Below are 12,160 nucleotides of genomic sequence, written 5' to 3'. Positions count from 1 at the left end.
ATGACCGATGAGGATAGCGCGCGGCTCGCACTGCCGCTGCTCGCCGCCGGACAGGCGCAGAAGGAGGTGTGGCACAATGAGGCGCTGACGCTGCTCGATCTCGCCGTGCAGGCAACGGTCGAGGAGGTCGACCGCAACGCGCCCCCGGCGGCGCCGCAGCCGGGGCAATGCTGGATCGTCGGTCCGGCTCCTTCGGGCGCGTGGAGCGGCCATGCGGGCGCGATCGCGGGATGGACCGCGGGGGGATGGCGGTTCGTCGCGCCGCGAGCGGGACTGCGGGCACAGCACCTTTCGAGCGGACAACTCGCGACCTGCGACGGGTCCGGCTGGCGACTGGGCGAGATACGCGCGGCGCAGGTGATGGTGGACGGCGTGCAGGTGGTCGGCGCGCGGGGTGCGGCGATCACCGTGCCGACCGGTGGTGCGACAATCGACGCCGAACTTCGTACCTGTGTCGAAACGATCTTGATTATGCTGCGAAAGCATGGACTTATCTCAAATTGACCGTTGTCGATGCAGCGGTTCGGGTGTGGCAATTGCATCACACCGAGCGGTATTTGTCGGCTTGTGACGAAACCATCCTTTCGATAGTGAGTTTGCGCTGTCCGTAGTGACACCATGGAAAGGGGATTATGATGCGTAAGCTAGCCATGATCATGGCGCTTGCCTCCACCGCCCTCGCCACGCCCGCGCTTGCGCGCGACAAGGCGTGGTATGTCGGCGTTGAAGGCGGCGCGATGATCGTTGAGGACATCGACTGGAGCGTCGTTGGTACCGCAGCGAGCCGCAGTGGTACCGCCACTGTCGACCACGATTACGGTTGGGATGTCGACGGCGTCGTCGGCTACGATTTCGGTGCGTTCCGCCTCGAAACCGAAGCCGGTTATCGTCGCGCGAGCATCGACAGCCTCCGCACGACCGCGGGCGTTCCGACCAGCGGCGCGACGCAGGCGAACCCGGGCACCTATGATGGCGTCGGCGGCCGTACCTCGGCGCTGAGCTTCATGGTCAACGGTCTGCTCGACTTCGGTGAGGACGACGGCCTGCAGGGCTTCGTCGGCGGCGGTGCGGGTGTGGCCCGCGTTCAGGCCCGCATGTCGGCGCCGAACGCCTATCGCTTCCTCGACGACTCGGACACCGTGTTCGCCTGGCAGGCGCTGGCCGGTATCCGTGCACCGCTGAGCGAGAACGTCGACGTTTCGCTGAAGTATCGCTTCTTCAACGCCGACAACGTTAACCTGTTCGACGCGCGCGGCAGTTCGTACGACGGTCGTTTCCGTTCGCACAGCCTGCTGGGTGGCGTGACGTACAACTTCGGCGCTCCGGAAGAAGCGGCTCCGCCGCCTCCGCCGCCGCCGCCGCCGCCTCCTCCGCCCCCGCCGCCGCCGCCTCCGCCGCCGGAAGTGGTCTGCTCGCCGGGTCCGTTCATCGTGTTCTTCGAGTGGAACAAGTCGGACGTCACCCCGGAAGCGGCGTCGATCCTCGACAACGCGGTTACCCAGTACCAGAGCTGCAACAACGCGCAGGTCATGCTGGCTGGCTACACCGACACCTCGGGTTCGGCGAAGTACAACGTGGGCCTGTCGCAGCGTCGTGCAGACGGCGTGAAGGCGTACCTCGCGTCGAAGGGTATCCCCGACGGCGTGATGACGACCGAAGCGTTCGGCGAGACCAAGCTGCGCGTCGAGACCGCCGATGGCGTCCGCGAAGTGCAGAACCGTCGCGTCGAGATCACCTACGGTCCGGGTTCGGGCCAGTAAGGTCGATCACGTTGACCGAAAAGAGGGAGGTCGGCGCAAGCCGGCCTCCTTTTTTGTTGGGCGGTGGGTTGCGTGCCAGAACCGATCGACATTTATGATTGCCTTCCCGGCCCTCGCCCCTCTTCGAGGGGAGAGGGCTGCGCAGACTTAGGCTTTGCGCAGCAAAGTCTTAGTCGGAGCTGGGTGAGGGGTGGCGCTCGCGCAAGCGAGCGCGCGAGCCTTCGGCTCGCTCAACCCCTCACCAAAGCTGCGCTAGCCAGCACGCTGGCAAGCTCCGCTATCCCTCTCCCCTGTCCAGGGGAGAGGGCAGCACCACCACGAATGTCGATCGGCCTTAGCTCAGGGCATCCCAGGCGTCTGTTCCGACCGCCGTCGCCAGCCAGTCCGGTATGCGCGCGTCGCCAAGCGTGTCGACGCGGCGGAGCGTTACCATCAAACCCGAATCCGGATAGACCGAACGCTTGCGCGCGTCGCTTTCGTCGATCGGTGCGACGACAAGCCGACGGCGGACCTTATCGCGGTGGTGCATCCGCGCGGTATTCTCCTGCCCGACGTAGCAGCCCTTGGTGAAGCTGACGCCGTGCAACTCGCGCGCGTTCGCCTCCAGCCACAGCGTCTCGCCGGCTCCCACGTCGGCCACGCCCTCCGCGACGCCCAGCGACAGGCGGTGTTCGTGCCACCCCGAGGCGGGGGCTGCGGGCGGTGCGATCCAGCGCATACCGAGTTCGGGCAGGCGCGGATCGGGCGCCTGCCCTTCGGCGTCACGCGCCCAGTGCACCGCCAGTCCATTGTCCGGCACGATCGTGATCGCGCGCCGCAGCCGGTACATGGTCAGCCGGCGCGCGATCGCATCGCGCTGCTCCTGCTCGACGTCGAGCAGGATGTCGTCGCCGTCCGCCCAGACGATCATGTCGAACAGCGCCTTGCCCTGCGGCGTCAGCAACCCCGCCCAGACCGGGAGCGCGCCCGCGACGTCGTTGGTCAACAGGCCCTGAAGGAAGCCGCGTACATCCTCGCCGGACAGCCGCAGCAGCGCGCGGTCCGCCAGCATCGTCGCCGGGGTGGTATCGTCCATGGCACCAAGGTAGGGAGAGCGGCGACCCCGCGAAAGAGCCGGAAAGGGCTGACAATGGCGACCTACGATCTCCTGCTGACCGGTGGCACGGTGCACACCCCGGGCGGACCGGTGGATGCCGATGTCGGCGTGCGCGACGGGCGGATCGTCGCGATCGGTGCGCGCGGCGACGCGGGGCGCACGGTCGATTGTACGGGGCTCGACATCCTGCCCGGGGTCATCGACACGCAGGTGCATTTCCGCGAGCCGGGGCTGGTGCACAAGGAAGATCTCGCCACCGGCAGCGAGGCGGCAGTGATGGGCGGCGTGGTCGCGGTGTTCGAGATGCCGAACACCAAGCCGAACACCGACTCCGCCGAGGCGATCGAGGACAAGCTGACCCGCGCCAAGGGGCGGATGTGGTGCGACCATGCCTTCTACGTCGGCGCGACCAACCACAATGCGCGCGATCTGGCCGAGCTGGAGCGGCTGCCTGGCACCGCGGGGGTGAAGATCTTCATGGGCGCATCGACCGGCGACCTGCTGGTCAGCGAGGATGCGCGGCTCGCCGAGGTGCTCGCGAGCGGTCACCGCCGTGTCGCGATCCACGCCGAGGACGAGGACCGCATGAACGCGCGCGCCGGCGAGCGCGTCGAGGGCGATCCGTCGTCGCATCCGGTGTGGCGCGACGACGAGAGCGCGCTGCTCGCGACGACGCGCATCCTGCGGCTGGCGCGCGCGGCGCGGCGGCGGATCCACGTCCTGCACGTCACCACACCGGCCGAGCTGGAATTGCTCGGCCAGAACAAGGACATCGCGACCTGCGAGGTGACGCCGCAGCATCTGACGCTGGCCGGCGAGGAAGCCTATCCGCGAATCGGCACGCTGGCGCAGATGAACCCGCCGATCCGCTCGGGCGCGCATCGCGACGGGCTCTGGCACTGGCTCAACCAGGGTGTGCCCGACGTGATCGGCTCCGACCACGCGCCGCATACGCTGGAAGAGAAGAACAAGCCGTATCCGGCGAGCCCCAGCGGGATGCCGGGGGTGCAGACGCTGTTGCCGCTGCTGCTAGATCATGCCGCGCATGGGCGGTTGTCGCTGCAGCGCGTGATCGAGCTGACCAGTGCGGGGGCGCAACGGATCTTCGGGCTGACCGGCAAGGGTCGGATCGCGGCGGGCTATGACGCCGACTTCACGATCGTCGACCTCAAGAAGCGCTGGACGATCGAGGAGCGCTGGCTGCGCTCGCGCGCGGGCTGGTCGCCGTTCACGGGGATGGAGCTGACCGGCAAGCCGATCGGAACGATCGTGCGCGGGCAGGTGGCGATGTGGGAGGATCAGCTCGGCGACGCGCCGCAGGGCGCGCCGATCCGCTTCGAGACGACCGGCTTCCCCGGCGGGCGCTGACGCCCCGCCGGTCAGGCGTGGGTCAGAACGGCAGCCACTTCGACGTCTCGGTGAACTTCATGTAGCCGACGTTGACCCCGGCGCGCCAACCCACGCCGAGCCGCACCGGGATCAGCACGACATTGCCCTTGCGCAAATAGGTCGCGGCGAACCCGCCGACGAAATACAGCCGCCCTTCCGCGCCGGGGAAGCGCGTGAACAATTCGTGCGAATCGTAGAGGTTGTAGACGAGCACGAACACCTTGTTGGCGTCGCCGCCGACGTCGAAACCGACCGACGGACCGGTCCAATAGACCGGTCGCTGCCCCTCGACCTTGTGCGTCATGATTCCGGAACCGTAGCGGACGCCGAGGATGAATGCCCCCGACGCCTCGCGCCCGGCGATATAGGCGTTGGGCTCGCCCTGATCCTTCAGGATCTTCTCGATGATCTGCGCGAATCCCTCGGCCCCCTTGCCGAACACGCCCTCACCCGCGCCGATCAGGTCGTCGCGTTTGTACGTCGCGGCGGCGGTGGTGGCGGCGTCCGCACGGACCTCCGCCCCGGTGGTCGGCGCCGCGGTCTGCGGCAGCGGCGCGGGGTCGGTCTCCTGTGCCGGCGCGGCGGGAAGCGGGCGCGCCGGTGCGGGCGCGGTCGGGGTCCGCACGCTGCGCGGCGGCGCGGTCGAGACATCGCCGTCGATCGCGGCATTCGGGTCGATGGTGCGTACCTGTGCCGCGGCGCCGAGCGGCGCACCGATGAGGGCGACGATCAGCATCGCTGCCCCGATGCTGCGTTGTGCGATCCGCTTCATGCCTGCCCCCTCGATCATCGCGCGGTTATAGGCTGCCCGGTGCTGTCGCCGCAATGAACGGCACGACGACCGGAGTCGCAGGCGCGATGTGCGGAAATCGTCCGCGCCCAGTTGATCGCCGCGATCCCTCTCGCTATAGCCGCGCCTCACGCCGGCCCGGAGACGTGGGTGAGTGGCTGAAACCAACGCTTTGCTAAAGCGTCGTACGGGAAACCGTACCGAGGGTTCGAATCCCTCCGTCTCCGCCAATCCACCGCGACATTCCAGACTCCGCTGCCAGCGGTTGGCGCATCGGTCGGGTGGGGACGACGAGAAGGTCGACGACGATCGTTCCCGCTCCCGCCATTAGGCCAGTCGCATGTAGCGGCGCCCAGACCGACGATGTGCAACACATCCGAGCACGAGGAACGATCCGGGCGGGAAGATCGTGGATCGTGGGCACCAGATGAGCCGATCGGTGCACGCAGCGTTCTGTGCCGGGACGACACGACGATAGGAAACGCATGCGGTGGAGACGACGTAATCTGGCCTCGATGAGCGCGGACGTCGGCGATGGGCTGGCGCCGGCGGTCGAGGCGGTCACCAGTCGCGACGCCGACGCGACGACGACCGCGCCGGAAGAGACGCGGCCGCGCGGGTATCGCGTGATCGCGCTTGTCGTCGCATCGGCGTTGTTCATGCAGCAACTCGACGGGACGGTGCTGACGATCGCCTTGCCGACCATGGCGCGCGATCTCGGCGCTCCGGCCACCAGCCTCAGCCTCGCACTCACCAGCTACCTGCTCGCGCTGGCGCTCTTCATCCCGGCGAGCGGCACGCTTGCGGACCGGTTCGGTTCGCGCACGATCTTCTGCGCGGCGATCGGGGTGTTCCTGCTCGGCTCGGTCGCCTGTGCGCAGGCCGGATCGTTGCCCGTGCTGGTTGCCGCGCGCTTTCTGCAGGGGATCGGCGGCGCGATGATGGTGCCGGTCGGGCGGCTCGTCCTGCTGCGCAGCGTCGCTCGGGAGGACATGGTGCAGGCGCTGTCGTGGCTGGTGATGCCGGCACTGATCGGACCGATCCTCGGGCCGCCGCTCGGCGGATTCATCGTCACGTGGCTGGACTGGCGCTGGATCTTCTATCTCAACCTTCCCATCGGCGTCGCAGGCGTGATCGGCGCGCTGTTGCTGGTGCCGGAGGTGCGCGGCGACGCCCGCGCGCGGTTCGACCTTCCCGGCTTCCTGCTGTCGGGGCTTTCGCTCGGCTGCCTGCTGTTCGGGTTCGAACTGGCGAGCCGTCCGGGCACGGGCAAGGTCGCGCTGGTGCTGCTGGCGTCGGGCGTCGTGCTCGGGCTCGGCTATGTCCGTCACGCACGGCGCGCCGCCGATCCGATCCTCGATCCGACGCTGATGCGCGTGCCGACCTTTCGCCTGTCGGTGCTCGGCGGCTCGTTGACGCGCATCACGCAGGGCGCGCAGCCGTTCCTGTTGCCGCTGATGTTCCAGCTTGGCTTCGGTCTGTCCGCGGCTAGGACCGGGTCGCTCACCATGGAAGGCGCGGTCGGTGCGCTGGCGATGAAGGCGCTCGCGCCGCGCGTTTTGCGTCGCTGGGGGTTTCGGCGCAGCCTGATCGTCTCGGGACTGGCGAGCAGCGCCGGCTATGCGACCTGCGCGTTGTTCCGTCCCGACTGGCCGATCGCCGCGATCGTGGTGGTGCTGGGCATCTCGGGGTTCTTCACCTCGTTCCAGTTCACCGGTTTCAATGCGATCGCCTATGCCGATGTCGACAAGACGCGCATGAGCGCGGCAACCAGCTTCTACGCCACCTTCCAGCAACTGACGCTCTCGCTCGGCATCTGCACCGCGGCGACGGTGCTGGAGCTGGGCAGCGCGCTGGGCGGCACAGGTCAGCCGACGCTGACGACCTTCTCGATCGCCTTCGTGGTGGTTGCGACGATCTCCGCCTCCGCGATCGTCTTCAATCGCCGCTTCGCGCCCGATGCGGGTGCCGAGATGAGCGGGCATCGCGGACGATAGCGGCAGCGATATCCGACGGGGGTCAGCTTCGGCGGATCAGCGCGCGGGCCAGGCGGCGGTCTTCGAGCGAATAATAAAGCCAGATCGCGCCATCCGCGACGACCGCGGAAGCGGCGAAGGCGATGTCGGTCGCGGTGCGGTCGGCAACGGGCGGTGGCGTGACCAGTGGCTGAATGCCGCGCGCGACGACGTTCGTGCAATCGGCGTCGAACGCAACCCAGCCGATCCGCCACCGGGCGTCGCGGGTGGCGCCGTTGTAGAACATCACCGGCCTGGCGGGATCGTCGGTCAGTAACGGACCAGTCGAAAGGTGCCAGTCGTCCCAGCTCTCTTCGCGCGGCATGAACGGGGTCGGCTGCTCCTGCCAAGGCCCTGCCGGACCTGCCCCGATCGCCAGCCCGACGCGTGACGCCTCATCGGCGGCATATTCGTAGAACAACCGCCAGCGGCCGTCGACGGTGCGGTCGATCGTCGCTTCCTTGGTGTTACCCTCCGACTTGGTCGAAGCGAGCGCGACGCCGCTCTTGGTCAACCGATCGAGCGACGGGCCGGTCGCATAGGACAGTTCGCTATGGGCGTGGTCGGCACGAACGCCCGAATAATAGACGATATAGCCGTCATCGCCCCGGATCACGGTCGGATCCTCGACCCCGCCGGCGTCGTTGTCGTCAGGGCCGGGCATCAGCGAGGGTGCGGAGAGCATCGTGAAGCGCACGCCGTCGTCGCTCCATCCGCCCCAGATCTGGCCGGTATCGGTCAGCGGGGCGTCGGCCTTGACGACCGCGCGCACCATGATCCCCCAGCGGCCGTCCGGCTCGCGCCAGATATAGGGGCTCATCAGGTCGCGCGACATTAGGTCGGGCGGGCCGTCGAGCGATACCGTTTCGATCCGCTTGACGTTGAAGTCGAGCGCGACATCGGCATTTGCGACCGCGTCCTTGCGGTGCGGGTCGTCGATCGCCCGTCCGGTCATGCGCCGAGCGCCTGCATCAGCGACAGGCCGCCGTCGATCACGATCCGCGCACCGGTGATGTAGCGCGCGTGAGCCGAGGCGAGGAATACCGCAAGATCCGCGACTTCCTCCGGCTTGCCGGCGCGACCGAGCGGGATGTTCTTCTCCAGGGTCTGGCGATACGCATCGTCCTGCTGCGCACGCGCGTTCATCGGGGTCAGGATCATCCCCGGCTCAATGGCGTTCACGCGGACGCCATTGGGCGCTTCCTCGATCGCCAGCGTCTCGACCAGATTGGAAAGTCCGCCTTTCGCGGCACAATAGTCCGCACCGCCCGCGCGCACGGCATAGGCATGGATCGAGGAGATATGGATGATCGCGGCATCGCTCGTCGCGGTTCCGCGACCGGTGAGAAAGCGGCGCGAGGTGAGGAATGCGCCGGTCAGATCGGTGTCGAGCAGTCGCCGCCATTGATCGAGCGTCATCGCGCGTACGGTGACCCCGCTCATGTTCAGTCCTGCCGAGTTGACCAGCACGTCGGCCGGTCCCCACGTGGACTCGACATGGGCGAACGCAGCTGCGACCGACGCCTCGTCGTCGACATGCGCCTGCACGGTCAACGCGTTACCGCCGCCTGCACGGACGGCTGTGGCAGTCGTTTCGGCAGCGTCGCGATCCGCATAATAGAGGATCGCGACGCGGTCGCCGAGTTTGCCGAATCCGGCCGCGCAGGCCGCGCCGATCCCCGATTCCGCTCCCGTGACGATGATCGTTCGTTCGGCCATGCGCTGCGCCTTCTCTCATTGAACGCAGCGCCTAACGCGCATCAGCGCAAAACGTCCCCAGGCGGAGCCCGGACCTTTCTTGTAAACAAAAATGAAAGCGTTAAGCCTCTCCGGAGACGGCGGCTTGGGGCGCACGACGATGGTGGGAGAGTGAAGATGCGGTGGGCACTGGGCATCGCGGCGGCGCTGGTGATGACGACCTCGAGCGTGGCGCTGGCGAAGGACAACAGCCTGACCCCCGCCGAGCGCGCGCAAGGCTGGAAGCTGCTGTTCAACGGGCAGGATCTGTCCGGCTGGGGTGCGTTCGGAGGCGGGCCGGCGCCGTCGACGTGGACGGTGCGTGACGGGACGCTGCTGCTGACCAAGGCCGATGGCAAGATGAGTGGGACCGATCTGGTCACCGCCGATTTGCATGGCGCTTTCGAGCTGACGCTCGACTGGAAGGTCGAGAAGGGCGGCAATAGCGGCGTGCTGTACCTGGCGCGCCCCGTCGAGGGCGCGCCGCTGCTCTACCAAACCGGGCTGGAGATGCAGGTGCTTGACGATGCGGGACATTCTGACGGCAAAATTCCGACCCACCGTGCTGGATCGCTGTACGACATGACGGTGCCGCCGGCCGGCGTCTCCAAGCCGGCGGGTACGTGGAACCATGCGCGGTTGCTCGTCCAGAACGGCCGTATCCGCCAATGGCTTAACGGCGTGCCGACCGCCGATGTCTCTTATGGCGATGACGCGTGGCGGCAGCGGGTGGCGGGGTCGAAGTTTGCGAAGATGCCGCACTTCGGCACCTACGACAGCGGAGTCATCGGCTTGCAGGACCACGGCGAGCCAGTGGCGTTCCGCAACATCAAGCTGCGCCGGATCGGCGCGTCGGCGACGGGGGCCGGCAAGTAATGGCACGGTCGCCGAAGGTTGCGGAAAGCGCCGTCGATGTTGTCATCGTCGGGTCCGGCGCGGCGGGCGGGATGGCGGCCTATACGCTGACCAAGGCCGGCGTGCGCTGTCTGATCCTCGAGGCCGGGCGCGATTACGATCCGCAGGCCGAGGTCAACATGTTCGCGCCCGAAAGCGACGCGCCGCTGCGCGGGACCGGTACGCCGGACAAGCCGTTCGGCTATTTCGACGCCACCGTCGATGGCGGCTGGCAGGTCGAGGGCGAACCCTATACGATGACTGAGGGCAGCGACTTCCGCTGGTGGCGCCCGCGGATGCTGGGCGGGCGCACCAACCATTGGGGGCGGCACGTGCCGCGGTTCGGCGCCTATGACTTCAAGCCGTTCTCGCGCGACGGGCTCGGGGTGGACTGGCCGATCGGCTATGACGATGTCGCGCCTTTCTACGACCGCGTCGAGCGGATGATCGGCGTCAACGGCGGACCGATCGGGCTCGAGAACCATCCCGACTCCCCGGCCGGTTGCCTGATGCCGCCGCCCAAGCCGCGCGTGCCCGAAATGCTCATCACCGCGGCGGCCGAAAGCCTCGGGATCCCGGTGCGCGCGGCGCATACCGCGGTGCTGACGCGCGACATGCCCGACAAGGTCGCGCCGCGCAGCGCCTGCTTCAACGCGACGCCGTGCACGCGCGGTTGCACGATCGGCGCGATGTTCCAGACCACCACGTCGTTGCTGCCGATGGCCAAGGCGACCGGCAAGTTGCGCGTCGTCACCGACGCCATGGTGTCGCGCGTCGTGATGGGCGCGCGCGGTCGCGCCGCGGGGGTCGAATATGTCGACCGCAAGACCGGACAGCGTCACCAGGTCACGGCGCGCGCGGTGGTGCTGGCGGCGGGGACCGGCGAGACGACGCGGCTGTTGCTCAATTCGGGCGAGCAGGGACGCGGGCTCGCCAATTCGTCGGGCGAGCTGGGGCGCAACCTGACCGATTCGACCGGTGCGTCGTTCAGTGCCTTCATCCCCGGCCTCGCCGGGCGGCCGCGCTACAACGAGGACGGGATCGGCGGGCAGCATATCTACATTCCGTTCTGGCTGTACGAACAGCAGAAGCGCGGCGAGCTGGACTTCGCGCGCGGCTATCATTTCGAGATCGGCGGGCGGTTCGGCCTGCCGTCGTCGGCGGCATTGCCCCGCGTCTGGGGCAAGGATCTGAAGCAGGCGGTGCGCAACGCCTCCGGCGCGACGATCGGCCTGACGCTGCGCGGCGAGATGATCCCCAACAAGGACACGTTCTGCGAAATCGATCCGACCGTGAAGGACCGGTTCGGCATCCCGGTGCTGCGCTTCGCGTTCCGCTGGTCCAAGCACGAGGTCAATCAGGTCGCGCACGGCCGGCGTGCCGCGCATTCGGTGTTCAAGCGGCTGAACGGCACGATCCTCGACCCCGATCTGCCGCCCGAGCAGATCATGACCGCGGGCGGCGAGATCATCCACGAACTCGGCACCGCGCGGATGGGCGCCGACCCGAAGTCCTCGGTGGTCGACAGCTATGGCCAGACGTGGGATGTCGACAATGTCGTGCTGATGGACGGTGCGACCTTCGCCTCCGGCCCGCACAAGAACCCGACGCTCACCATCCTCGCGCTGGCGCTGCGCGCGTCGGAGCGGCTCGCCACCCGTCTGTCGTCAGGAGCGCTGGCATGACCTTCACCCGCCGTACGACGCTGCAATGGCTCGCCACCGCCACCGCGCTGTCGCTCGCCAATCGGGGCGCGGCTGCTGCCGCCGCGCCGCAGGCAACCGGCGCGCCGCCGCCGTTCAAGGTGGTGGACTGGCCGGCGAGCATCGCACCGATGCCGGCCACCAAGGGCTATGGCCGCGATCCCGACCTGACCGCGCCCAAGGTGCCGTGGCCGCTGACGCTGACCAAGCCGCAACGCGCCACCGTCGACATGCTGGGCGACATGATCCTGCCCGCCGATGCCGCCTCGCCGGGGGCAGGGACGCTGGGCGTCGGCGCGTTCATCGACGAATGGATCAGCGCGCCCTATCCGCAGCAGCAAGCCGATCGCGCGAAGGTGATCGCCGGGCTGACGTGGCTCGATGCGCAGAGCCGGGTGTTGCACGGCGACGCGTTCACCGCGGCGACGGCGGCACAGCGCGCGACGCTGCTCGACGTGCTGACCGTCGAGGTGCCAAGCCCGGCGATGGCGCAACCGGTCGCGTTCATGGACCGGCTGCGCAACCTTTTCGTGCTCGGCTTCTACAGCCTGCCCGAGGGCAAGGCCGACATGGGCTATATCGGCGACCAGCCGACCGAGGGGCCGTATCCGGGGCCCACACCCGAGGCGCAGGCGCATTTCGCGACGCTGCTGGCGTCGTTGAAGTTGTCCATGCCTTCGTCGTCCCGGGCCTAACCCGGCGATCGTCATTGCGAGCGTAGCGAAGCAATCCAGGGTCGGATCAGGACGCCCTGGATTGCTTCGCTACGCTCGAAA

At 68.0% G+C, this 12,160-nt stretch carries 11 protein-coding genes and 1 tRNA gene; 8 read left to right on the top strand and 4 right to left on the bottom strand.

The genetic code is table 11. From position 1 onward, the window contains the following. On the top strand, window positions 1-504 hold the full coding sequence (locus PGN12_02065; protein MEH3102676.1) for a DUF2793 domain-containing protein: 504 nt from the start codon (window positions 1-3) through the stop codon (window positions 502-504). A gap of 131 nt (window positions 505-635) precedes the next feature. Further along, window positions 636-1,760, top strand: a complete 1,125-nt coding sequence (locus PGN12_02060; protein ID MEH3102675.1) for an OmpA family protein — start codon at window positions 636-638, stop codon at window positions 1,758-1,760. A gap of 334 nt (window positions 1,761-2,094) precedes the next feature. On the opposite strand, the gene PGN12_02055 is transcribed toward PGN12_02060, so the two are convergent. Next, on the bottom strand, window positions 2,095-2,835 hold the full coding sequence (locus tag PGN12_02055; GenBank protein MEH3102674.1) for a folate-binding protein: 741 nt from the start codon (window positions 2,833-2,835) through the stop codon (window positions 2,095-2,097). A gap of 54 nt (window positions 2,836-2,889) precedes the next feature. Here PGN12_02055 and PGN12_02050 point away from each other — a divergent pair, with 54 nt between their 5' ends. Then, on the top strand, window positions 2,890-4,224 hold the full coding sequence (locus tag PGN12_02050; GenBank protein MEH3102673.1) for a dihydroorotase: 1,335 nt from the start codon (window positions 2,890-2,892) through the stop codon (window positions 4,222-4,224). A gap of 22 nt (window positions 4,225-4,246) precedes the next feature. On the opposite strand, the gene PGN12_02045 is transcribed toward PGN12_02050, so the two are convergent. Further along, window positions 4,247-5,017: a DUF1134 domain-containing protein gene (locus PGN12_02045; protein MEH3102672.1), complete on the bottom strand. Its 771-nt coding sequence runs from the start codon at window positions 5,015-5,017 to the stop codon at window positions 4,247-4,249. Window positions 5,018-5,175: 158 nt separating this feature from the next. Here PGN12_02045 and PGN12_02040 point away from each other — a divergent pair. Further along, window positions 5,176-5,265: transfer RNA gene (locus tag PGN12_02040), tRNA-Ser, on the top strand. Window positions 5,266-5,550: 285 nt separating this feature from the next. Next, window positions 5,551-7,032 (top strand): MFS transporter, encoded by a 1,482-nt coding sequence (locus PGN12_02035; protein ID MEH3102671.1) that lies wholly within the window; start codon window positions 5,551-5,553, stop codon window positions 7,030-7,032. Between the two features lie 22 nt (window positions 7,033-7,054). On the opposite strand, the gene PGN12_02030 is transcribed toward PGN12_02035, so the two are convergent. Continuing rightward, entirely contained in the window at window positions 7,055-8,005 is a 951-nt protein-coding gene (locus PGN12_02030) for a glycosidase (GenBank protein MEH3102670.1), read from the bottom strand. After that, the gene (locus tag PGN12_02025) at window positions 8,002-8,769 is read right to left on the bottom strand and encodes an SDR family oxidoreductase (protein ID MEH3102669.1); all 768 of its coding nucleotides are present in this window, start codon (window positions 8,767-8,769) and stop codon (window positions 8,002-8,004) included. The genes PGN12_02030 and PGN12_02025 overlap by 4 nt, the downstream gene beginning before the upstream one ends. Before the next feature lie 156 nt (window positions 8,770-8,925). Between PGN12_02025 and PGN12_02020 the strand changes: the two genes are divergently transcribed. From PGN12_02020 to PGN12_02010, 3 genes are read left to right on the top strand one after another with little or no spacing between them, the layout of a single operon-like run. Then, on the top strand, window positions 8,926-9,663 hold the full coding sequence (locus tag PGN12_02020; GenBank protein MEH3102668.1) for a DUF1080 domain-containing protein: 738 nt from the start codon (window positions 8,926-8,928) through the stop codon (window positions 9,661-9,663). Then, on the top strand, window positions 9,663-11,366 hold the full coding sequence (locus tag PGN12_02015) for a GMC family oxidoreductase (GenBank protein MEH3102667.1): 1,704 nt from the start codon (window positions 9,663-9,665) through the stop codon (window positions 11,364-11,366). The genes PGN12_02020 and PGN12_02015 overlap by 1 nt, the downstream gene beginning before the upstream one ends. Further along, window positions 11,363-12,079, top strand: coding sequence for a gluconate 2-dehydrogenase subunit 3 family protein (locus PGN12_02010; GenBank protein MEH3102666.1), 717 nt, complete (start codon window positions 11,363-11,365; stop codon window positions 12,077-12,079). Before PGN12_02015 ends, PGN12_02010 begins: the two co-directional genes overlap by 4 nt. Window positions 12,080-12,160 lie beyond the last annotated feature (81 nt).

The sequence above is a fragment of the Sphingomonas phyllosphaerae genome (assembly GCA_036946405.1).
Taxonomy (GTDB): Bacteria; Pseudomonadota; Alphaproteobacteria; order Sphingomonadales; family Sphingomonadaceae; genus Sphingomonas; species Sphingomonas phyllosphaerae_D.
Note: the sequence above shows the minus strand (reverse complement) of the source record. Positions and strands in the feature narration are given on the sequence as shown.